Origin of the sequence: Streptomyces sp. NPDC059080 (assembly GCF_042739975.1) — a bacterium.
Classification (GTDB): Bacteria; Actinomycetota; Actinomycetes; order Streptomycetales; family Streptomycetaceae; genus Streptomyces; species Streptomyces benahoarensis.
Genome location: NZ_JBHYGX010000003.1, coordinates 239,183 through 261,495, shown reverse-complemented (window position 1 = coordinate 261,495; position 22,313 = coordinate 239,183). Strand labels below are relative to the sequence as shown.

General features: G+C 72.0%; 18 protein-coding genes and 1 pseudogene. 9 read left to right on the top strand and 10 right to left on the bottom strand.

Features of this window, described 5'->3' with window-relative positions; genetic code table 11:
* Nucleotides 1–165: 165 nt before the first annotated feature.
* Both ACFWWQ_RS03525 and ACFWWQ_RS03520 read left to right on the top strand, forming a co-directional pair.
* The gene (locus tag ACFWWQ_RS03525; RefSeq protein ID WP_384589369.1) at nt 166–897 is read left to right on the top strand and encodes a maleylpyruvate isomerase family mycothiol-dependent enzyme; all 732 of its coding nucleotides are present in this window, start codon (nt 166–168) and stop codon (nt 895–897) included.
* A gap of 9 nt (nt 898–906) precedes the next feature.
* On the top strand, nt 907–1,560 hold the full coding sequence (locus ACFWWQ_RS03520; RefSeq protein ID WP_384589366.1) for an MBL fold metallo-hydrolase: 654 nt from the start codon (nt 907–909) through the stop codon (nt 1,558–1,560).
* 305 nt (nt 1,561–1,865) lie between these two features.
* Here the strand turns inward: ACFWWQ_RS03520 and ACFWWQ_RS03515 are convergent, their stop codons facing one another.
* Nucleotides 1,866–3,053, bottom strand: coding sequence for a serine hydrolase domain-containing protein (locus ACFWWQ_RS03515; protein ID WP_384589363.1), 1,188 nt, complete (start codon nt 3,051–3,053; stop codon nt 1,866–1,868).
* A gap of 314 nt (nt 3,054–3,367) precedes the next feature.
* Complete coding sequence (locus ACFWWQ_RS03510; RefSeq protein WP_384589360.1) at nt 3,368–3,607, bottom strand: tyrosine-type recombinase/integrase; 240 nt, start codon at nt 3,605–3,607, stop codon at nt 3,368–3,370.
* 8 nt (nt 3,608–3,615) lie between these two features.
* Here ACFWWQ_RS03510 and ACFWWQ_RS03505 point away from each other — a divergent pair.
* Nucleotides 3,616–3,807: pseudogene (locus tag ACFWWQ_RS03505) on the top strand (MBL fold metallo-hydrolase); the annotation flags it as partial.
* A 100-nt stretch (nt 3,808–3,907) separates the two neighbouring features.
* Here ACFWWQ_RS03505 and ACFWWQ_RS03500 read toward each other — a convergent pair.
* Nucleotides 3,908–4,891, bottom strand: coding sequence for a TerC family protein (locus ACFWWQ_RS03500; protein ID WP_384589357.1), 984 nt, complete (start codon nt 4,889–4,891; stop codon nt 3,908–3,910).
* Nucleotides 4,892–5,161: 270 nt separating this feature from the next.
* The gene (uvrB, locus tag ACFWWQ_RS03495; protein ID WP_384589354.1) at nt 5,162–7,306 is read right to left on the bottom strand and encodes an excinuclease ABC subunit UvrB; all 2,145 of its coding nucleotides are present in this window, start codon (nt 7,304–7,306) and stop codon (nt 5,162–5,164) included.
* A gap of 651 nt (nt 7,307–7,957) precedes the next feature.
* Here uvrB and ACFWWQ_RS03490 point away from each other — a divergent pair.
* The 3 genes from ACFWWQ_RS03490 to ACFWWQ_RS03480 all read left to right on the top strand — a co-directional run bounded on the left by ACFWWQ_RS03490 (nt 7,958) and on the right by ACFWWQ_RS03480 (nt 10,080).
* Nucleotides 7,958–8,842, top strand: coding sequence for a glycerophosphodiester phosphodiesterase (locus tag ACFWWQ_RS03490; protein WP_384589351.1), 885 nt, complete (start codon nt 7,958–7,960; stop codon nt 8,840–8,842).
* 91 nt (nt 8,843–8,933) lie between these two features.
* On the top strand, nt 8,934–9,500 hold the full coding sequence (locus ACFWWQ_RS03485; protein WP_384589348.1) for a methylated-DNA--[protein]-cysteine S-methyltransferase: 567 nt from the start codon (nt 8,934–8,936) through the stop codon (nt 9,498–9,500).
* A gap of 37 nt (nt 9,501–9,537) precedes the next feature.
* Nucleotides 9,538–10,080: a DUF1697 domain-containing protein gene (locus tag ACFWWQ_RS03480; protein WP_384589346.1), complete on the top strand. Its 543-nt coding sequence runs from the start codon at nt 9,538–9,540 to the stop codon at nt 10,078–10,080.
* 83 nt (nt 10,081–10,163) lie between these two features.
* Here the strand turns inward: ACFWWQ_RS03480 and ACFWWQ_RS03475 are convergent, their stop codons facing one another.
* Entirely contained in the window at nt 10,164–10,625 is a 462-nt protein-coding gene (locus ACFWWQ_RS03475) for a type II toxin-antitoxin system PemK/MazF family toxin (RefSeq protein WP_384589343.1), read from the bottom strand.
* Between the two features lie 139 nt (nt 10,626–10,764).
* Here ACFWWQ_RS03475 and ACFWWQ_RS03470 point away from each other — a divergent pair, with 139 nt between their 5' ends.
* Nucleotides 10,765–12,195: a WGR domain-containing protein gene (locus tag ACFWWQ_RS03470; protein WP_384589340.1), complete on the top strand. Its 1,431-nt coding sequence runs from the start codon at nt 10,765–10,767 to the stop codon at nt 12,193–12,195.
* 37 nt (nt 12,196–12,232) lie between these two features.
* Here ACFWWQ_RS03470 and ACFWWQ_RS03465 read toward each other — a convergent pair whose 3' ends face one another.
* The 4 genes from ACFWWQ_RS03465 to ACFWWQ_RS03450 form a co-directional block, all read right to left on the bottom strand.
* Nucleotides 12,233–12,871 carry a uridine kinase gene (locus ACFWWQ_RS03465; protein ID WP_384589337.1) on the bottom strand — a complete coding sequence of 213 codons (639 nt, stop codon included), beginning with the start codon at nt 12,869–12,871 and terminating at the stop codon, nt 12,233–12,235.
* A gap of 41 nt (nt 12,872–12,912) precedes the next feature.
* The gene (locus ACFWWQ_RS03460) at nt 12,913–13,353 is read right to left on the bottom strand and encodes a hypothetical protein (RefSeq protein WP_384589334.1); all 441 of its coding nucleotides are present in this window, start codon (nt 13,351–13,353) and stop codon (nt 12,913–12,915) included.
* A gap of 151 nt (nt 13,354–13,504) precedes the next feature.
* A complete protein-coding gene (locus tag ACFWWQ_RS03455) occupies nt 13,505–14,434 on the bottom strand; it encodes an IclR family transcriptional regulator C-terminal domain-containing protein (RefSeq protein ID WP_384589331.1) in 930 nt (309 codons plus the stop codon).
* A 117-nt stretch (nt 14,435–14,551) separates the two neighbouring features.
* On the bottom strand, nt 14,552–15,529 hold the full coding sequence (locus tag ACFWWQ_RS03450; protein ID WP_384589328.1) for a zinc-binding alcohol dehydrogenase family protein: 978 nt from the start codon (nt 15,527–15,529) through the stop codon (nt 14,552–14,554).
* 713 nt (nt 15,530–16,242) lie between these two features.
* Here ACFWWQ_RS03450 and ACFWWQ_RS03445 point away from each other — a divergent pair.
* Nucleotides 16,243–17,820 carry an FAD-dependent monooxygenase gene (locus tag ACFWWQ_RS03445; protein WP_384589325.1) on the top strand — a complete coding sequence of 526 codons (1,578 nt, stop codon included), beginning with the start codon at nt 16,243–16,245 and terminating at the stop codon, nt 17,818–17,820.
* Nucleotides 17,821–18,169: 349 nt separating this feature from the next.
* Nucleotides 18,170–20,041, top strand: coding sequence for a CDP-glycerol glycerophosphotransferase family protein (locus ACFWWQ_RS03440; RefSeq protein WP_384589322.1), 1,872 nt, complete (start codon nt 18,170–18,172; stop codon nt 20,039–20,041).
* Between the two features lie 116 nt (nt 20,042–20,157).
* On the opposite strand, the gene ACFWWQ_RS03435 is transcribed toward ACFWWQ_RS03440, so the two are convergent.
* Nucleotides 20,158–22,290: an ATP-binding protein gene (locus ACFWWQ_RS03435; RefSeq protein ID WP_384589318.1), complete on the bottom strand. Its 2,133-nt coding sequence runs from the start codon at nt 22,288–22,290 to the stop codon at nt 20,158–20,160.
* Nucleotides 22,291–22,313 lie beyond the last annotated feature (23 nt).

Below are 22,313 nucleotides of genomic sequence, written 5' to 3'. Positions count from 1 at the left end.
TGAAGCCCCAGGGGCACGGCAGGTCATGGCGCCGCGCCCCGAGGGCGGCCCGTACGCAGTGGTTCTCCCCGGGGCGCACCGGTATCGTCCCGGGGCGCGCGGGGGCGCGGCGTGGCGGTTCCGGCGGTCTCCCGCAGCCGCCGCTCCGGCGCTAGCGTCGGGGCCATGACCGATACCGCGCCTGATTTCGCTCACGATGTGGCCGCCGTCCACGAGGCCACCGAGCGGCTGCTCACCGCCGTCGCCGGTCTCGACGATGCCGCGGTCACCGAACCGTCCCTGCTCCCCGACTGGACCCGCGGCCATGTCCTGGCCCATCTGTCCCGCAACGCGGACGCCCTGGTCAACCTCCTCACCTGGGCGCGTACGGATGTCCCCACGCCGATGTACGCCGACGCGGCGACCCGTGACGCCGACATCCGGCGGGACGCGGTCCGGCCGCTGGCGGCGCAGCTGGACGATCTGCGGGAGAGCGGGGAACGGTTCACCGCCGCCGCGCGGGCGCTCCCGGCGGACCGGCGTGACTTCCGGGTGGAGATGCGCAACGGCGTGGTGGAACGCGCCGACCGGCTGCCGCTGCGGCGGCTCGGCGAGGTGGAACTGCACCACGTCGACCTGGGGGTCGGCTACACCCTCGACCGGCTGCCCGCCGCCTTCGTCGCCGCCGAGCTGGACTTTCTGACCGGCGTGAAGTTCGCGGGACACGCCAGGCTTCCGGCGCTGGAGCTACGGACCGCCGACGGGCGGTCGCGGCGCACGGGCCGGGCGGCCGAGGGGGCCGCGCCGCTGGTGGTGACGGGCCCGGCCACGGCGCTGCTCGGCTGGCTCACCGGGCGCGGCGAGGGCGACGAGCTGACCGCCGACGGCGGCGCGCTGCCTGTCGTACCCCCGCTCTAAGCTGGCGTCATGGCCTACAGCGGAGCAGTGAAGGTCGGCGGACCGGCCGACGTGCACGAGCTGACCGACCTGATGATCTCGAAGGTCGCGGTCGGTCCGACGAACAACAACGCCTATGTCCTGCGGTGCCGGGCGACCGACGAGCAGCTGCTGATCGACGCGGCAGCGGAGCCGCACACCCTGCTCACCTTGATCGGGGACAGCGGTCTCGCCTCGGTGGTCACCACGCACCGGCACGGCGATCACTGGGGCGCCCTGCGCGAGGTGGTCGACGCGACGGGCGCCCGGACGTACGCGGGGCGGTACGACGCCGAGGGGATTCCGGTGCCCACGGACGTACCGGTCGAGGACGGCGATGTGCTGCGCGTCGGCCGGGTCGAGCTGACCGCGCGGCATCTGGTCGGCCACACCCCGGGCAGCATCGCGTTGATCTACGACGACCCGCACGGCGCTCCCCATGTATTCACCGGGGACTGCCTCTTCCCGGGCGGTCCTGGAAGGACAACACTTCCGAAGGACTTCGACTCGCTGATGAACGACATCGAGGCGAAGCTCTTCGACCAGTTGCCGGACGAGACGTGGGTCTATCCGGGCCACGGCCATGACACCACGCTCGGTGCGGAACGCCCGCACCTAGCGGAGTGGAGAGCCCGAGGCTGGTAAACCGGAACGGGTGCAGATCTGATGAGGGTGCTGCTGATCAGGCCGCGAGTGTGAGGTGGTCGCGGTAACGGGCCTGGTGGTTGCGGGCGAACTCCTGCCTCTCGTGCCAAGTCCAGTGGGTGTCGAACCAACAAGATCCAAGTGTCTCTGGTGTCCAACATCCGGGGTCAAAACCCAGCATGATGTGCACCCGGCTACCGCACGAGGGCAGGCCCTACAGGCGCGGAGCGTGGCCGCGACCACCAGCGCGATCCTGGAACTGGGCGACGCCAACCACAGCCACTCTCACTACGGAGCGTCGGCCGTCACCTGCACAAGGTGGCGTCGAGGAGAGCCAGGACATCGGAGGGGCCCTGCTTGGCGGGCGCAATGTCGGCGGTGACGGCAACCGTGACGGCGCGGCCGTCATCGGTGACGCCGGTGCGCGTCTGGTAACCGGGGATGTCACCGCCGTGTCCCCACATCAGGCCGCCACAACTCAGCGCCGTACTGGTCACTCCCAGCCCGTACCGGGCACCGGGCCACATTTCACCGGCGGGGACCTCGACGGTGGTCCGCATCTGGGCGAGCTGCGCGGGCTCCAGGAGCCCGCCGCCGAACAGGGCGGAGAAAAATCGGTTCAAATCGCTCGGGGTGGAGATCATTTGCCCGGCGGCCCAGGCCCAGGAGGGGTCCAACTCGGTGACGTCCTTCAACGGCCCCCCGGGCTGCGCGTAGTAGCCCTTCGGGTGCGCTTCCCGGATGCCCTCGTCGCCCGCGCCGGGAAAGTAGGTGTGGCGCAGCCCGATGCGTTCGGCGATCCGGTGGGTGATCTCCTCGGCCAGCGGGCGGCCGGTGACCTTCTCGATGATCAGGCCGGCCAGGAGGTAGTTGGTGTTGCTGTACGCCCAGCTGGTCCCGGGAGCAAACAGCGCCTTGTGCGCCAGCGCCAGATCGAGCAGGGTTCGGGGCTGGAGGTAGGTGTGGCGCTGCGTGCCGACGAGGTCGCCCACGAATTCGGCGTAGTCAGGCAGTCCGCTGGTGTGCTGCAGCAGCTGACGTACCGTGATGTGGCGGCCGTCGATGCCCTCGCCGCGCACCAGGTTCGGCAGGTACTGCTCGACCGGGGCGTCGAGAGCGACCTTGCCTTCGCCGACCAGTTGCAGGACGACCGTGGCGGTGAACGCCTTGGTGTTGCTCCCCGCCCGTACCTGCCCGTCGACCGGCACCTTCACCCCGGTGCTCAAGTCTGCGACGCCGGCAGCGTAGTTGTGGGTGCGCCCGTCGCGGCCGAGGTCGGCGGCCAGGGCGGCGGGGTACCCGTCGTCGTGCACCAGGTGGTCCAGGCCTTGCCGCACGACCTGACCGGAGCCGCGGGGCTGCGCCGCGGACGCGGGCAGAGCGCCTCCCACGGCCAGACCGGTGGCGGCCATCACCAGCACCGTCGCGATCCCTCGCCGCGGCCCGGACGACGAGGCGCGGGCACGTCGAAACGAGTGAGAACGATCGGTCATGGGGGAACCCTCCTTGTGCACCCTGCCGGGTGCATCGGAAATCCGTAGGCCTTCAGCCTGGGCGTTTGAGATCCACCGATCCATCCGGGCAGCGGGCCCATGCGAGATGGGGATAACCCCCGGTCGGGTAGCCGCCGCCCGGATCCCGCGCCCGACCACGATCTGACGGCCACCGCGGAACGCTTCGTGCCGCCCCATCGCCGCCCGGCCGCCGGCATCATCGAGCTGGCCACGCGGGAGCTCCCCGACTCCGACGACACCGTCATGGAACTCTGCCGCGGAACCCGGCCACTCCTCCGTGTTTCGGCTGACAGTCACAGGCCGATGCCGACGAGCGGAGAGTTCTTCACGCGGTCGACGTCGTCCATGTATCGGGCGAGGACACGGGAGCCGTCGACCCATCCGCCCGCGCGGGCGATCTCCAGCGGGTCGTGTCCGGCGGCCCGGGCGGCGGTGGCGAAGCCGCGGCGCAGGGAGTGCCCGGACCAGCCGCCGGAAAGTCCGGCGGCGACGGCCAGGCGCTCGATCACCTCGGCGGCGGCCTCCGCCGTCATCCGGCCCCTATGGCTTCCCGGGCGGCGTGGGGAACACCTGGGGCGACGCGGAGCACTTCGCCAGCCTGATCGACGGCGTCCAGGCCAAGCTCTTCGACCAGCTTCCCGACGAGACCTGGGTCTATCCGGGGCACGGCGCCGACACCACGCTCGGCGCGGAGCGGCCGCATCTCGCCGAGTGGCGCGAGCGCGGCTGGTAGCCGCCCGTGGCGGCGGGCCCCGCGCTCAGGCGTGCGGGGCCCGCCGCGCCGTCCGGTGGCGGGAGCACGTCGCCCGCTCCGGCCCGTACGGTGCCGCCGGTCAGACGCCCGTGGTCTCCCGCGGCTCCGTCTCCCGGCCCGCCTGCTTCCTGGCGGCCAGCAGGCTGGTGACGGTGGTGACGACGAGGACCGCGCAGATGACGCCCAGCGAGACCGGGATGCCGATCTCCGGCACGGCGACCCCCGATTCGTGCAGCGCGTGCAGCACCAGCTTCACCCCGATGAAGCCGAGGATGACCGACAGGCCGTACGAGAGGTGGACCAGCTTCTTGAGCAGCCCGCCGATGAGGAAGTAGAGCTGCCGCAGCCCCATCAGGGCGAAGGCGTTGGCGGTGAAGACGATGTACGGGTCCTGGGTGAGGCCGAAGATCGCCGGTATGGAGTCCAGGGCGAAGAGGACGTCGGTGGTGCCGATCGCCAGCATGACGACCAGCATCGGCGTCATCAGCCGCTTGCCGTTCTCGACGATGAACAGCTTCGTACCGTGGTAGGTGTCGGTCGACGGGAAGCGCTTCTCGACGGTCTTCAGGAAGCGGTTCTCCTCGAACTCCTCGTCCTCCGCTCCGGCCATGGCCTCCTTGACGAGCTTCCACGCGGTCCAGATGAGAAACGCGCCGAAGAAGTAGAAGACCCAGGAGAAATGGGCGATGACCGCGGCTCCGGCGCCGATGAAACCAGCCCGCAGCACGAGCGCGATCAGCACGCCGACCATCAGCACCCGCTGCTGGTAGATCGCCGGGACCGCGAACTTCGCCATGATCAGAACGAAGACGAAGAGGTTGTCGACGCTGAGGGATTTCTCGGTGATGAAACCGGCGAAGAACTCACCGGCCGGACCGGAGCCGCCGAACAGCAGCAGCCCGAGCCCGAAGAGCGCGGCGAGCGTCACCCAGACGCCGGTCCAGATTCCGGCCTCCTTGAGGGAGACCTCATGCGGGGTACGGCCGCCGATGAAGAAATCGGCGGCGATCAGGGCGCTGAGACCAAGGATGGTCAGCGCCCACAGGGTCAGGGAAACGTCCACTGCTCCTCCGGCAAAGTCGTACGGCACATACAGCGTCGTCGCTGCCGGAGGTCTCTTCCGCCCGGCTCCCGAAGGCCGCCGGGCCGACGCCCCGGGATCTCGTCACGCTCGTGATCCGTGATGACGGGGACGTCGTTGCAGGAGTACTCCCCTCCGCGGAGTAAGAGTAAAGGAATACCAAGGCAAAGTAAATGAAAAGGTAAAGCGCCTGGTGAGGTGGCCTATCGCCGCGCCCGGCAGGTGTCCGGCGTGACGGCGCGGCCCCCGGTGTCAGCTCACACCGGCCTCCCGCATCTGGCGCAGCTCCTTCTTCAGCTCGCCCACCTCGTCCCGGAGCCGCGCCGCGACCTCGAACTGCAGGTCCGCGGCGGCCGCCCGCATCCGCTCGGTCATCTCCTCGATCAGCTCGGCCAGCTCGGCGGCGGGCCGGTCGGTCGGCGTCGCGCCCTTGCCCGCCTTGGCTCCCTTGCCCGCCTTGGCGCCCTTCGCCGCCTTGCCGCCCAGCTCCGGGACGGGAGCCTTGGCCGGTGCCCCGGAGGCGCCCTTGCGGTAGCCCGACCCCAGCAGCTCCTGGGTGTCGATCTCCTCGCGCGCGAGGGTCGCCACGATGTCGCCGATCTTCTTCCGCAGCGGCTGCGGGTCGATGCCGCGGGCCTTGTTGTAGGCGAGCTGCTTCTCCCGGCGGCGGTTGGTCTCGTCGATCGCCCGCTCCATCGCCGGGGTGATTTTGTCGGCGTACATATGAACCTGGCCGGAGACGTTCCGCGCCGCGCGCCCGATCGTCTGGATCAGCGCCGAACCGGAGCGCAGGAAGCCCTCCTTGTCGGCGTCGAGGATGGAGACGAGGGAGACCTCGGGGAGGTCCAGGCCCTCGCGCAGCAGGTTGATGCCGACCAGGACGTCGTACTCGCCCGCCCGCAGCTCGCGCAGCAGCTCCACCCGGCGCAGGGTGTCCACGTCGCTGTGCAGATAGCGGACCTGGATGCCCAGCTCCAGGAAGTAGTCCGTCAGGTCCTCGGCCATCTTCTTGGTGAGGGTCGTGACCAGGACGCGCTCGTCCTTCTCGGTCCGGGCCCGGATCTCGTGGACCAGGTCGTCGATCTGCCCTTCGGTGGGCTTGACCACCACCTCCGGGTCCACCAGCCCCGTCGGGCGGATGATCTGCTCCACGAAGCCGTCAGACCGTGCCAGCTCGTACTTCCCCGGGGTCGCCGAGAGGTAGACGGTCTGGCCGACGCGCCCCAGGAACTCCTCCCACTTCAGCGGGCGGTTGTCCATCGCGGACGGCAGCCGGAAGCCGTGCTCGACGAGGGTCCGCTTGCGCGAGGCGTCACCCTCGTACATCGCGCCGATCTGCGGCACCGTCACATGCGACTCGTCGATGACCAGCAGGAAATCGTCGGGGAAGTAGTCCAGCAGGGTGTTCGGCGCGGAGCCGGGCTCACGGCCGTCCATGTGCATGGAGTAGTTCTCGATGCCGGAGCAGGAGCCGACCTGGCGCATCATCTCGATGTCGTAGGTGGTACGCATCCGCAGCCGCTGGGCCTCCAGATGCTTGCCCTGCTTCTCCATCGTGGCGAGGCTGTCGGCCAGCTCCGCCTCGATCCCGGCAATGGCGCGCTCCATGCGCTCGGGACCGGCGATGTAGTGGCTGGCGGGGAAGACGTACAGCTCCTGGTCCTCGCTGATCACCTCGCCGGTCAGCGGGTGAAGAGTGGACAGCGCCTCCACCTCGTCACCGAACATCTCGATCCGGACGGCCAGCTCCTCGTAGACCGGGAAGATCTCGATGGTGTCCCCGCGCACCCGGAAGGTGCCGCGGGTGAACGCCACGTCGTTGCGCGTGTACTGGATGTCGACGAAGCGGCGCAGCAGCTGATCGCGGTCGATCTCGTCGCCGACCTTGAGCGGCACCATGCGGTCGACGTACTCCTGCGGCGTGCCCAGGCCGTAGATGCAGGACACGGAGGCGACCACGATGACGTCCCGCCGGGTGATCAGGGAGTTCGTCGCGGAGTGCCGCAGCCGCTCGACCTCCTCGTTGATCGAGGAGTCCTTCTCGATGTACGTATCGGACTGCGGTACGTACGCCTCGGGTTGGTAGTAGTCGTAGTAGGAGACGAAGTACTCGACGGCGTTGTGGGGCAGCAGCTCGCGGAACTCGTTGGCGAGCTGGGCCGCGAGGGTCTTGTTGGGCGCCATGACGAGCGTCGGGCGCTGCAGCTTCTCGATCATCCACGCGGTGGTCGCCGACTTGCCGGTGCCGGTCGCGCCCAGCAGGACGACGTCCTTCTCACCGCCGCGGATGCGCTGCTCCAGCTCGGCGATGGCCGTCGGCTGGTCGCCGCTGGGCTGATAGGGGCTGACGACCTCGAAAGGCGCCACCGTGCGTTCGATCTTCGATACGGGCCGCATGGAAACCACGGTACGACCCACCACTGACATCCGGCCGGGAAACCCGTCCGACCAGGGCGTTCTTCCGGTGGGCGCGGCTGCCGGTGCGGGACGGCCGGGTGGGGGCCCGGGCCGGGGCGGCCGTCGGGCCCGCACGCGGCCTCGGCCCGGCCGGACGCCCGTACGGCGGAGCGGACCGACCGCACGAGAGCATCCCGGCGGCGCGGGTGTGGCCGCCGCCTGAGCCCTCCGGAGCCCTGCCGCGACGGCCAGGTCCGCCGGGCCCCGTGGGCCTCGTCCGCCCCCGTGACCGCCCCGTTCCCCACCCGGCTTCCGGAGTCGCACGCTCCGTTCTTCTGGGAAGACCAAAACCGGTCACAGGCACGAGGGGTGACGAACCGTCGGCCGGGATGCGGGTTCGCCGTCACTCCGGCAAGTTGGACGGCGCCGGAGCGTCCATCTGTTGCACGGCGATTCCGGACAGCCCGTCACCGCGCGCCTCAAACACGGAACACCGGCCACTTCTCGTTCAGTTTCTGTCCATCCCTCGCCTCCCTCTCCGTCCCACCCGGCTGCGAACCTCTGGCCGTCCGGCACGGTGTCAGGCCACGTCGCACCAGCTCTCCGCACACTCACATCCGGTCACGTCCACGACGTCCACGAGGAGTCCGTATGCGTCTTCGCACCGTCGCCACCGCCCTCACCGGCGCACTCCTGGGTCTGTCCACGTTCGCCCTCCCCTCAGCCACCGCACAGGCCGCCACCGGCGGCCACAGAACTGTGACGGTCGCCCACCGCGGCGCCCCCACCCACGCGCCCGAGAACACCCTCGCCTCCATCGACGAGGCCCACCGGCGCGGCTCCCGCTGGGTGGAGAACGATGTGCAGCGCACCAAGGACGGCCAGCTGATCGTCCTGCACGACACGACGCTCAACCGAACGACCGACGTCGAGAAGGTGTTCCCGGACCGCGCACCCTGGAAGGTCGCCGACTTCACGCTGAAGGAGATCAAGAAGCTGGACGCGGGCAGCTGGTTCAGCCCGAAGTTCACCGGCGAGCGGGTGCCCACCCTCAAGCAGTACATGAGCGCGGTCACCCACAACCACCAGCGGCTTCTGCTGGAGCTGAAGTCGCCGGAGCTGTACCCGGGCATCGAGCTGCAGACCCTGTTCGAGCTGCGCCACCAGGGGTGGCTCGACCGTGAGCACGTCAAGAACCGCCTGATCATCCAGAGCTTCGACGGTGACGCGGTGAAGACCGTCCACCTGCTGCGGCCGGACATCAAGACCGGATTCCTCGGCAACCCCACCGTCGCCGAGCTTCCCGAGTACGCCCGGTTCTGCGACCAGATCAACCCGTCGTACACGGTGACCACCCCGGAGTACATCAAGGCGGTGCACGCGCTGCGCGGGCCGCACGGCCGTCCGATGGAGGTCTACACCTGGACCGTCGACAACACCGCCACGGCGGTGAAGCTCGCCGGGGCCGGCGCGGACGGCGTCATCAGCAACACCGCGGACACGATCCGCGCCGCGCTGCATAAGAGCGGCCTCTGACCTGGCCGTACGGCCTGGCGGGCGGATCCGGGGACCAGCTCCCGGGTCCGCCCGCCGCCGCGTTGTCGGTGCCACGCCCTACGCTGAAGGTGTGACGGATGCAGCGCAGGAATCAGCGCGGAACACCCCGCGGCGCGACTGGGCGTGGACGCGGACGGACTCGCCCATCGGACCGCTGTTGCTCGCCGCGACGGAACGGGGGCTGGTACAGGTGGTCTTCCATGCCGACGAGCGGACCACCCGGCGGGCCCTGGCCCGGCTGAAGGGGATCTTCGGCACAGCCCCGCGCGCGGAGATACCGCACCTGGCCGTGGCCGTGGCGGAGCTGACGGCGTACTTCTCCGGCGAGCTGACCGCCTTCACCGTGCCCCTGGACTGGTCGCTGACCTCGGGCTTCCACGCCCGGGTGCTGCACACGCTCGACGCGGGCGTGCCGTACGGCAGCGTCGTCGGCTATCAGGACCTCGCCGACCGGGTCGGTGAGCCGGGCGCCGCGCGGGCGGTCGGCGCGGCGATGGGTGCCAATCCGCTGCCCGTCGTCGTTCCCTGCCACCGGGTGGTGGCCAGCGACGGCGGCATCGGCGGGTTCGGCGGCGGTCTGGAGGCCAAGCGCGTCCTGCTGGCCCTGGAAGGCGTCCTGCCCGCTCCCCTGTTCTGACCGGGCGGCCGCGAGCGGGCCCACGAAAGGCGGCACCATGTCCACGCAGATCGCGCTGCTGCGCGGCATCAACGTCGGCGGCCACAACTCCTTCCCCAAGGCCCGCCAGCTGGAGCTGGCGCGGTCGCTGGGACTGCGGGAGGTCACCGTCCTCCTGCAGACGGGCAACCTCGTCTTCGCCGATCCGGGGACCCCGCCCGAGGAGACCGCGCGCCTGCTGCGCGAGCGGATCCTCGCCGATCTGGGGCTGACGGTGCCGGTGGTGGTCCGCACCGGTGCGGAGTTCGCCGCGGGCGTGGCGGCGAATCCGTATCCGCAGGCGGTGGCGGAGCCGCGGACCCTGCACGTCACGTTCCTGTCCGAGGCGCCCGGCGACACCTCGCGGCTGGACGCCCTCGACCAGGCGGCGTTCGCCCCCGACAGCTTCCGGCTGATCGCCCGGGAGCTGTATCTGTGCTGCCCGGGCGGCATCGGCCGCTCCAAGCTCGCGCAGGCGGTGAGCCGGGCCCCGCTCGGTGTCGTCGCCACCACCCGGAACTGGAACACCGTGACCAAGATCCTGGCGCTGGCCGGGTCCTGACCTGCCGGTTCGGGACCGCCCCGGTCACGGCCCGGCCGTGACCGGCCACCGTCTGAGCGGCCGGTCGCGGCGGGCCGGGCGGTTCAGCGCCAGCCGTAGCGCTCCTGGAGGCGCCGCGCGACGAGGCCGAAGCGGGCCCGGTCCAGGGCGCACGCCTCCCGGCGCATCCCCTGGGGGTGCAGCCGCAGGACCCGGTCCAGGTCGACCCAGGAGTCACGGCCCGCGCGGTCCCACGGCCCGGTGCCGATGGCTATCCACTCCCGGTCCTGGTCGTGCGGCTTGCTGGACAGCCGCACGGCGAGCAGCGTCCCCGCCGCCTCCCGGGCGACCACCAGCACCGGCCGGTCCTTGCCCCGCCCGTCCCCTTCCTCGTACGGCACCCAGGTCCACACGATCTCGCCCGGGTCCGGATCGCCGTCGGGGTCGGGTGCGTAGGACATCCGTACGGCGCCGACGGAGGCGGGCAGGGCGTCCGTCGTCGCGTGGGGGCCGTGGCTGCCGGGGAGCGCCGGGCTGTCGCCGGTCGCGTTGCTCGAAAACGTCACGGACTCACGCTAACGGCAGCCCGGTGAGCGCCCGTCAGGGGCCGGGCGGCGGCCTCGGCCCAGGCTCGTTGTCAGTGGTCGGCCGTACGGTTTTCAGCAGCGGGGAAGGTCAGCGGGACCGCCCGGGGAGGGGATCGCCATGTCCGTATCCACGACGTATCTGGAGCTGTCCCAGGAGGGCGGCGGGGCGCACAAGTTCTACGAGGTGTCGGTCAGCGGGACGGAGGTCGCGGTCCGCTACGGCCGGATCGGCGCAGCCGGCCAGTCGCAGCGCTCGTCGTTCCCGACGACGGAGAAGGCGCAGGCGGCGGCCGCCAGGAAGATCGGTGAGAAGGTCCGCAAGGGGTACGCCCCGGCGGTCCGGGGACAGCGCGCGGCCCGGCCGGTGACGCACCGCCAGGTCGCCTCGGCGCCGTCGACGGCGCGCGCGGTCGCCCCCGTCCTGTGGCGGTTCCGCACCGGTTCCGCCGCGTTCGGCATCCATGTCGACGCCGACCGCTGCTGGGTCGGCAACCAGAACGGCGACGTCCACACCCTGGGCCACGACGGCGAGGTGCTGGCCCGCTATCAGCTCCCGGCGGGCGTCAAGTGCCTGGTGGCGGACGACTTCTGGATCTACGCGGGCTGCGACGACGGCTCGGTGTACGACCTCTCCTCGAAGCTGCCGTTCGCCGCGTACGACATCGCCCCCGACGTCGACATCTTCTGGCTGGACATCCACCAGGGCATCCTGCATGTCGCGGACCGCGACGGCGGCCTGACGGTCATCGACCACGAGGACGAGTACCAGTGGTCGCGCCGCAGCAGCGGCAGCGCCGCCTGGATGGTGCGGCGCGACGACCGTGCCGTCCACCACGGCCACAGCCGCGGCGTGACCGCGTACGCCGCCGACGGCAGCCGGGAGCTGTGGCACACCCCCACCCAGGGTGCGGTGCTCTTCGGCTGGCAGGAGGACGCTTCGGTCTACGCCGGAACCGACCGGCGTGTGGTGCAGCGGCTGGCGAAGAAGGACGGCGCGATCGAGGCGACTTACGCCTGCGACACGGTCGTCTACTCCTGCGCCACGGCACCGGGCGGCCGCTACGTCTTCGCGGGCGACTCGGCGTCCTCGGTGTACTGCTTCGCCGCGGACGGCACCCGGCTGTGGAAGCTCGGCACCGGTGGCGGCTCCGCCCTGTCGATGCAGTACCTCGACGAGAAGCTGTACATGGTGACCACCGACGGTTCGCTGGTGTGCGTGGACGCGAGCGACGCCGCCGTGGCGGCCGCGCGGACCGGTACGGTCCCGGTCGCCCGGGACGTGAAGTCGGCCGCCGCGCTGCCCACCTACACCCCGTCGGCCACGGTGCAGACGGTGACGGCCACCGCCGCCTCCGGCATCGTCGTGGAGTGCGTCCAGGAGACCGGGCGGCTGCGGGTGCACGTCGTGTCGGACGGCTTCGAACCGTCCTGGAACGTGCAGTTCCCCCGTCACATACGCCGCCCGGGAACGCGTTATGTCGTCGACGGCCTCGCGCCGGCGTCCGGGGGTTTCTACCGCGTACGGGGCGAGATCCGGCAGCTGGTCTGAGCCGGCCCCCGGCACGGAGCACCCCGGGACGCCCAGGTCAGGCCGGTCCGTTCCAGGCCGGGCGGCGCGGATCGTCGGCCCGTACGACGACGTCCGCGGCGTCGGCCGGGCGGGTCTCGTCCTCGTAGCGCGCGAAGGCCGGCAGCGTCCACCGCTCGTTCTGCGGAGTGCGGCGGGCGAGGGCCGCGGCGGACAGCTTCAGGTGCACCGTGAGATCGAAGGGGAACCCATGGCCGAGCAGCAGCGGTCCGTGCAGCAGCAGTACGCCGCCGGGCGGGAGTATCACGTAGTCGCTGCGGGTGGCCCGGTCGGCGACCGGGTCCCACAGGTCCGGCAGCACCCGCCCGGTGCCGCCGGGGTCCAGCGGCTGGAACACCTCCCGCCACAGGGCGCGCCGGTCGAACCAGTCGTCGTGGTAGGCGTCCGGGTCGGTGTGCCCGTACTCCAGCCGCAGCGAGGCGGGGCGCAGGAAACCGTGGGCGTCGACGCGGTGGGCGGCCCGGCCGCGCAGCCGCAGCGCCTCCGCCAGCCGTCCGGCGAGCTGCCCCGGGCCGGCGGCGGGCGCCCCGTCGACGGCGATCCGCAGCCAGGGGCCGCCGTCCTGCGCCGGGGTGGCGGCGATGCGCTCGGCGAGCGCGTCGGTCAGTCGTTCCCAGGTGATCGGTTGGAGCCGCACCCCGTCATTGTGCATGCCGACGGGGCGCGGCCGCCCGGGGATCAGCGCGGGAAGGGGCCGTTCCCATTGTTGAGGTGGGAGATCACCCCGGCCTGGATCACGATGCCCTGCTGCACGGTGCCGCTCATGGAGTTGTGCACATCCCGGACCGACAGACCGCCCTGTGCGGGCCGCCACTCCTCCACCAGCGCCGCCAGTTCCCCGGCGGCGCCCGGGTCCTCGCGCAGCAGACGGCGCAGCTGTCCCCGCAAGGCGGCGGTGACGTCAGCGGCCGAATCCTCGTCCCCGTCCTGCCGGGCGGCGATCAGCTCGTCCCGCGACGCGTCGAGTCCGTCCCGGACGGCTTCTTCGTCGTCCGTGCCGCGCCTCCGGGCGAGGAAGGCGGCGGCCCGCCCCCGCACCTGCGCCCAGCCGTCGGTCACCATCTGCTGTACGAGTGCCGTCGCCCCGGCCGTGGCAAGTGCCGTCAACTCCGCGTCCATCGGTTCCCCTTGTCCCCGTTGCCGTTCCGGTGCCGCCGTCGGCGCGGCGGCCGTCCGACCGTACGCTGCTCCGACCACCCGCGTCACGGAGTCCCGCCTGCCGAGCGGCCGGCGGGTGGCGGGGTGTCCCGGGGCGGTACCGGGCGGCGGCTCAGACCTCGTCGGCCGCCGGACGGGCCGCGCCGTGGCGGCTGAGTTCGGCCGCCGCCTCCTTCGTCGCCTCGATGACGCCGTCCGGCGCGTCCGGCATCACCGACTTCAGCTTGAGCAGCAGCACCGCCCCCATGACGGCGCCGTCCCAGATGATGGGCGCCGCGCAGGAGTTCCACCCGGCCATGCACTCCTCGTAGCCCAGGGCGTGGCCGAGGTCGCGGATCTCGGCCAGGGAGGCGGTCAGCGCGTCGTTGTCCCGGTAGACCCCAGGCCCCGCCTGGTCGGGCACGGGCTCGGCCAGCACCCGCTGCTGCACTTTCTGCGGCAGGTACGCGAGGATCGTCCGGCCGGAGGCGCCGGTGCGCAGGGAGCGGGTCACGGACAGCACATCGCGGGGCGTCATGCCGAGTTCGGCGAGGTCGGAGTCGCCGACGGCCATATCGACGCACTGCCGCTGCGCCCCGGAGAACGGCGCCACCATGTAGAGGAACGCCAGGCCGCCGTCGGTAGCCGTCCGCAGTTCGCGCAGCACCGTCTGCGAGGCGGCGCCGTCGAGACGGTGGTCGAGGGCGGTGAAGGCGAGCTGGGCCGCCGAGGTGCGCAGCCGGTAGAGGCCACGGTCGACGCGTTCGAAGATCCGCTGGTAGATGCCGGACTGCAGGATGCGGTAGACGACGGAGTCGTCCAGGCCGGTGAACTCCGCGATCTCGCCGGGCCCGTGAGCGGAGCCGCCGAGTTCGGCGAAGGCGGTCTGGACGAGGAAGACCCGCTCCGCATGGCTGGATCCTGTCGCCCGCGCGGTGCCCGCGGTGACGTGCGGCCGTCGCGCGGGCTTCCTGCGGACGGCGGCACCCGCCGGGGGCGGGCCCGCGGGCGTGGCGGTGGTCGCCGCCGCCGCGGCGTCGGGCGCGGTGCTGCGGTTGCCCATCGTGTGCTCTCTCCCCTGGCAGTGGTCAGCGCCCGCAGGCGCACGGTGGTGGTGCCGTCCGCGGCGCCCGGTGCCGCCGGGTGCCGCGCGGTTCACCGGTGGTGGCCCGGGCCGGATTCAGATCGCGCTGCCCGGCGCGGCTTCGGTGGACCTGCGCCGGACGTCGAGCATGAGCTTCCCGGTGGGGGTGCGGGCGGCCAGATCGCGGTGGGCCTGCGCCGCCCGGTCGAGCGGGTAGCGGGCGCCGGTGAGCGGGGTGAGGGTACCCGCCTCGACCGCGTCGAACAGCGCCCGCATCGAGGTCGGCAGGGCGGTCCGGTCGCCGTAGAGCTGCGGGAGCCAGAATCCGGAGACGGTCAGGGACCGTTCCATCAGGTGGCGGGTGGGCACCTGCGCCATCTCGCCGCTCGCGTACCCGTACACCGCGAGGCGGCCGCGCGGGGCGACGGCGTCGAGGGTGCGGTGGAAGGTGTCGCCACCTGTCATCTCCAGGGCCGCGTGGACGGGTCCGCCGGCGGCTTCCAGGATCCGTTCGGTCAGGTCGTCGGCGGTGGAGTCGACGGCCGCGTGGGCGCCGAGGTCCACGGCGAGCTTCCGTTTCTCCTCGCTTCCGGCGAGCGCGATGACCTTGACCCCGGCGTACGCGGCGAGTTGGACGGCCAGCGAGCCGACGCCACCCGCGGCGGCAGGCACCACCAGCGTCTCCCCGGCGGTGACACGCAGTGTGGTGAAGAGCAGATGCCAGGCGCTGTTGCCCTGGAGTGCCAGGGCCACGGCCTGTTCGTCGCCGATGCCGTCGGGGACGTCCCAGGTGACGCGGCGGTGCAGCAGGGCGCGTTCGGCGTAGCCGCCGCCCCGGGACAGCCCGATGACCCGGCGCCCGTCGTCCGTCGTGCCCATGACCTCGTTGCCGGGGACATACGGCAGGTCGACCGGCGCCAGGTAGGTGTTGCCCCGGACGTGTATGTCCGCGTAGTTGATCCCGGCGAGGCTCACCTCGACCGCCAGGTGACCGGCGCGGGGTTCGGGTTCTGGGACCTCCTCGGTCCGCAGCACCTCGGGGCCGCCGAATTCTCGCATCACGATCGCCTGCACGACTCTCCCTCAGGGGTCTCGGTGCTGTGCCCGGACAGGGTAGGCACGCCGTCGGTGCTCGGGGTGCTGTCCGACCATTTCACGCCAACCCCGGTGGGATTCCCGGCCCGTTGTGCAGCATCAAACGAGAAAGCACGCCGGGTTTTCTCTCCTCGCGAGAAACTGCCCGTACGCTTTCCCCCCATTGCGTCGTTTTGCATCAGATCTACGCACCGGTATCGGCGGGGTGGCTCCCGTAGGACCCTCGGATACTTGCGGGTATCGCATGTGATCTCCGCGGCCTACGATCCGGAGTCGTGTCCGCCGTCGCCAGGTCGGGACGGCCGCGCTCCCCGGGGCTGCGCGCACTCCGCCACGGGGCGGTGTCCGCCCACCGGGTGCGCGACGGGCGGACGGCGGGGCGCACCACCGGGCGGGTTGCGGGGTGTGCACGGGCTGAGGGGGGTCATGATGCGGAAATCCGTCGGTGTACCGGCGTTCGCGCCGCGATGTCAGGACGTTCAGCAACCGGAGTTACCCCTGGCGGCGCAGGTCCGCCGCGTGCGTGCGAGGCTGTCCGCCCTCCCTTCGGTTTCGGCCTCGTTCGCGGCCGCTTCCTGGGCCTTGGTGGCCGCCGCGCGGCGCCGGGCACGCCCGGTGGTGGTGTCTCCGTTCCTCCCGGCGTCTCTCGCCCGCCCGGCCGTCGCGCGCACCTGCGGAGAAAGAGGCTGTCCATGAACACGCCGAGCGGTACGAGCAGCGGCGGACTCCACTTCACCCACCCGTATCTCGCCGTGGTGATGGGTGGCGGCGTCGCGGGCATGCTCGCGGCGGCGGCGCTGTCCGGGCACGCGGACGTGGTGGTCGTCGAGGAGGAGACGGTGTCCCGGGGACCGGCGTCGCGGCGCGCGCTCCCCCATCCACGGCAGGCACCGCTGCTCACCACCGAGATCACCGAAACGATCGAGGAGCTGCTGCCGGGCGTGACCGGGCGGCTGCTGGAGGTCGGCGCCCGCCGGTTGCCACCGGCCGCGGATCCCGCCCCCACGGCAAGCCGGATCCGTCGCCGGACACCGCCCGGCGCTCTCCTGTCCTCCTCCCATGACCTGCTGGAACGGGTGGTCCGCGAGCAGGTGCTGACCCTGCCCGGCGTCACCCTCCTCGACGGGGCCGAGGCCGAGAGCCTGACGGGCACACCGGAGGATGTCACGGGCGTACGGGTCCGGGAGACGCTCGGCGGCGAGGCCCGTCGTCTTGACGCGGATCTGGTGGTCGACGCCACGGGGCGGCGTTCCAGGACCCCGGAGCGCCTGGTCGCGCTGGGTCTGCCGGAGGTCCGCCAGGTGGTCGTGGACGACGGGTTCACCTGCGCCACCCGTGTCTTCCGCGCCCCCTCCGGCAGCAATCCCGCGGTGCTCAGCGCGGGCCGCGACGCCGCCGGGCACGCGCTCAGCCGGTACGCGAGCCTGGTCCCGATCGAGGACGGCTGCTGGCTGGTCACGCTCGCGGGCGCGCCGGGCGAGGAGCCGTCGCACACCGCCGGCCGGTTCGTGCCCTTCGCACGTGAGGTGGGGGACGGCTCCATCGGGGAACTCATCGCCGATGCCGAGCCGTTGAGCGAAGTGCGACTCTCACGGCACGCGACCAGCCACCGGCGCTGGTACGAGGAGCTGGCGTCCTGGCCCACGGGGTTCGTGGTGCTGGGCGACGCAGTGGCCTCGTTGCCTCCCGCTTACGGCCAGGGGCTGTCGGTCGCCGCGCACGCCGCGGTGGCACTGCGCGACGGGCTGGGGCGCCACGGTCTGGACGACCCGGCGCTCGCCCACGGTCTGCAACGGACCGTCGGCCGTCTCGTCCACGCGCCGTGGGCGCTCGCCACCGGCCAGGACACGCACCGTCCGGGCGGCACCGGGCCACGCCCTTCGGCGGTCGCCCGCCTCGCCCGGGGGTCGGTGCACCGCATGCTGCGTTCGGCCACGAACAGGTCCGCTCCACGCGGCGGCCGCCCGGACCCCGCGCCTCCGGCCACGCTCGGCACCCGCCCGGGGCGCTCACCTCTGCCCGGGGGCCGACTGCCCGTCGTCTCCCCGCGCCCCCTGATCACCCCGCCGCCCTCGGCTTCCCTCCCGTCAACTGCCCTGCCACCGGGCCGCTCGGTGTCCCCCACCGACCCGCTCCCCAACGGGCCACGCGCCACCGACGGCGAGACGCCGCCCTGCCCGCCGCCCACGGACGGAAACGCACCGCCCCCGCCGGACTCACCTCCGGGACCGTCTTCGGGGCCTGGGGCCGAACCGGCGGCGGAACGGTGAGAGGTGGCCGCCGTCCTGACCGCACCTCACCACTCCCCGGCGTCATCTACCGTTGACCAGCGCCTTCCGGTCCGTTCCGTTCCCCTTGGCGTGGTCCCGTGCGGGAACGGGCGGACGGACCTACTCCGACGGCGTCTCAGCCACTGACTTACGGTGGTGGATTCACGGAAACGTCAAGGACGGACAGGGGTTGCGGGAACCGGTGAAAGGCGCTAATGGCAGGCTGTCCGCGAACCGCGAACCGCGAACCGCGAACCGCGAACCGCGAACCGCGAACCGCGAACCGCGAACCGCGAACCGCGAACCGCGAACCGCGAACCGCGAGGCGTGCGAGTGGGGGTGCGGGGACATGCTCGACACCAGCCACGGTCTGATACCTCCGCTGCGGGTGCCGGTCGGCGCGGATCCCGAGCGCTGGCGCACGCTCCCCACCGAGCGCACCGTCGTGGTCATCGCCCGGACCGTCACCTCCACCGTCCGGGTGCTCGATGTCCTGGGACCGGTCTTCCGTGACGAGTCGCGTGTCGACCTGGTCTTCGCCTTCGACCCCAGTTCCGCCTTCAACGACGGGGTACATGACCTGATCCGGTCGGTGGGCGCCCGGGTGCTGCCCTGGCACCAGTACCGGGACCTCTCCCCCGACCTGGTCATCACGGCCACCGAGAACGCCGATCTCGCCGTCGAGGGCCACACCGCCCCCGTCCTGGTCCTGCCGCACGGCGTCGGGTTCCACAAGGTCGTTCCGGATTCCCGGAGTGACCAGGACCGTCTCGCCGGTGTCGTACCCGACGCGTTGCTGCGCAGCGGCCGGGCGTGGCTCGCCGTCTCCCACCCCGACCAGGCCGAGCAGTTGGCGGCCGCTCATCCCCTGACCAGGGACCGAACGCTGCTCATCGGCGATCCCTGCCACGACACACTGGTCAACGGCGTGGGCCTGCGCGCCGCGTACCGCGAGGCTCTCGGCGTCACCGGCAACCGGCGTCTGATCGTACTCAGTTCGACCTGGCGTGACCGGTCGCTCCTCGGCCGGAATCCGGCGCTTCCCGCCCGGCTGCTCGCCGAGCTGCCGATGGACGATTACGCGGTGGCGCTGGTGACCCACCCCAACATCGTTTCCGCACACGGCGTCTACCAGCTCCGGTCCCTGCTCGCCTCGCCCCTGAGCGCGGGCCTGTTGCGCATCCCGCCGACGGACGGCTGGCAGGCCGCGCTGATCGCCGGGGATCTGCTGATCGGTGACCACGGCTCGGTGACGTTCTACGGTGCCGCGCTGGGCAAGCCGTTGCTGCTCGGCGCGTTCAGCGAGGACGAGGCGGTCCCCGGCACGCCCATGGCGGAGCTGGGTAAGCAAGTGCCACGGCTCGAACCGGGTGCTCCGCTCCGTCCGCAGGTCGAACGCGCCCTGACCGACAGCGTCCACGGGCCGGCCGACAGCGAATCCCTCAGCCGACTCGGGGCGAAGGCCCTCATCGCCCCGGGCCACGCACTACGCCGACTGCGTACCGCGGTCTACGGCCTTCTCCGCCTCGACCTCCCCGAACGGCCTTCTCCCCTGCCGCGTTTCGCCCCCGAGGACCCGTGCCCGGCGGACCCTCGTCCGGACATCACCGCGGTCCACGTCACGACCGGGGTCCGCGACACCCCCGTCGGGCCACAGGTGGCCATCAGCCGGACGCCCGCCGCGGTCGGCCACTTCGCGGACCCGGGAGACCCGGAGATCACGAACGCGACCGAGGACGGATTTCCTTCCGTGGGCCCGTCGCTCTCCGCTGACACGTTCCGTCATCTCTCCTGCAGCGATCTGGAACGGGACCGGGCGCTGACGGAGAACGCGTCCGTGCTGGTCCGTGACGCCGTCGCCGGTTCCATCGCCGCCGCCGACCGATGGATCGCGGACGTGTTCTCGCGCTATCCGGGCTGTCTGCTCGCCTCGACGTCCGTCGCCGACGGGGGCTGCCGGGTGGCGCTCCGCGACGGCCGGACTGTCATGGCCCCCCTCTCGGCTGACCGTCACGGTGCCATGGTCGCGGCGGCGCTCGTCTACGCGTTGCTGCGCTCGGGGCGCCCCCTGGAAGCCGTCACCTTCACGCTCGGCGACCGCGCCGGGGCCACCGTGCTCCGGGTCGTCCACCGGGACGGTGCGGAGGACCTGGGCTCCGCCGCGCAACCGGATACGTACGGCACGGCACCGGTCGCCGAGGAGTTCGCGGAACGGCCCTGAGCACGACCGCCTGTCGGCGGCGGTACCACGGCCCGGTGACCGACAGGGCGGGAGACCGGCGGCCGCCCGGGGCGGGGCGGGGCTGCGCGCACTGCCCGCGCCGTCGGGCGCCGGGGTCAGGTCCGGGGCGGCTCCTCGGCTTCCTCCCTGCTGTGGGCCAAGCGGCGACGCAGGTCTTCCGCTCGGGGCGCTCCGCCCGCTTCGTAGATGGCCAGCGCCGCGGTCAGGTGGCGCCGCCACAGCTCGCGGTCGCCCCGCTCCTCGGCTATCGCGGCCAGCGTCTCGCGGGCCGGTGCCTCGTAGTGGACGGCGCCTCGCTCCCGCAGCATGCCGACAGCCTCTTCCAGGGACGCGACGGCCTCGTCGCCCCGGCCGAGCCTGTGCTCGGCACTCCCTATGGCGGCCAGGGCGCGGGCGCCCATCCTGCGGTCGTCCAGTGTCATGAACCGGTCGTAGGCGTCCCGCAGCGTGCCGAGGGCCTGTTCGGTGCGGTCGGCGGCGTCTTCGGCGCAGCCCATGAAGTAGAGGCCGATGGCGATGCCGCGGGCGTCCCCCGCGGCGCGGTAGAACACCATCGCCTCCTCGTATGTCGCGATGGCCCGGGCCGGATCGCAGCGGTCCCAGTACCGGCCGTAGAACTCCCGGACGGAGGCGCGGAGCAGGGCGTGGCCGGATGCGTCGGCCTTGGCGATGGCGGTCTCCAGCTCACCGCGGGCGCGCTCCGGTTCGTCCCGGTCCATCAGCGGGCGGGACAGGAGGGCACGCAGCCGGGCCTCGGCCGCCGGATTACCGTCGGCGGCGGCGTGGGCGGCGCCCAACTCCCCGGACCGGACCCAGTCGTGGAGGTAACGCCTGTTGAGGTAGAGCGCGGTGAGGGCCTCGGCGAGTTCCCAGGCAGGACGGTGCCAGCCGTGCTCCGCGGCGGTGCGCTGGGCGGCCAGGAGTTCGCTCCGCCAGGTGTCCAGCCAGTCCAGCGCCTGCTGCCGGTCGCCGAAGGCCGGGGCTTCCCCGGTGCCGTCCAGCCGCTCGACGTACGTCCCGATCCGCATCCTTGCGGCCATCACGGAGAGGTCGGCCTGAGCGGCGCGGGCCAGGAGGTGGTCCACCACCCGCCGTACGGCCTCCGTGCGTTCGGGGCCGGGGTCGGTGTGGGTGGCCTGTTCGCGGGCGTGGAGGCGGACGAGGTCGTGGAAGGTGTAGCGGCCGTCGGCTGCGGCGTCGACCAGGCTCGCCCTCTCCAGGCTGTCGAGGTGTTCCTGGGTCTCGGCGGGTGTCGTTCCGGCCAGCGCGGCAGCGGAGGTGGCGTCCCAGCTGCGTCCGGGGTGCAGGCCCAGGAGCCGGTAGAGCCGGGCTTCTTCTGCGGGGAGTCCGTCATAGGCGATGGAGAAGACGGCGGAGACGGTGCGTTCCTTGCCGATGCGCAGGGCCTGCAGGCGGTGGTGTTCGTCGGCGAGTTCGGCGGCGAGGGCCGTGGTGGTCAGCCGGGGGTGGGTCATGAGCCGGGCGGCCGCGACATGGAGGGCCACGGGGAAGCCGCCGCAGTACTCCACGATGCGCCGGGCATCCTCGTCGTCCGGGGCGATGCGTGTCTCCCCGCACAGGCGTCGCAGCAGTTCAAGGCCGTGTTCCGGGGTGAAGGGTTTCAGGGGCATCAGCTGTGCTCCGTCCATCGTCAGCTCACCGAGTTGCCCTTGGCTCGTTGCGAGGACCACGCTTCCGGGGGCGCCCGGAATCAGGGCCCGGACCTGGGCAGGCTCGGTCACGTCGTCGAGCACCACGAGCACCCGGTCACCGGCGGTGCGGGTGCGGAACATGGCGGACAGCTCGCCGAGGGTGCGGGGCAGGTACGGGTCTTCCACGCCGAGGGCCCGCAGGCACTGGCTCACGCCTGCCGAGACGTCTCCTCCGGCTTCTCTCCGCAACTCGGCGAAGTCGACGTAGAAGGCTCCGCCGGGGAAGCGGGTTGCGTCCCGGTGCGCCCATCGACGTGCGGTGGTGGTCTTGCCGACGCCGGCCATGCCGCTCAGGACGGCGACGCGCGGGGCGCCGTGGTGGTCCCCGGTCCAGCGGTCGATGGCCTTCAGCACCGGCTCGCGGTCCACGAACTGGGGGAGCTCGGCCGGGACCTGGCGCGGGGTGGGGGCTTTCGGAGGCGGTGGGGCCTGCCAGACGCTCCCGATCGATCCGGCCTGGATCACCGTGCCCTGGATATTGCCCGAGACGCCGTTCGACACGTTTCCGTCACTCACGCCGTGTGTCCCCATTCCGGCCT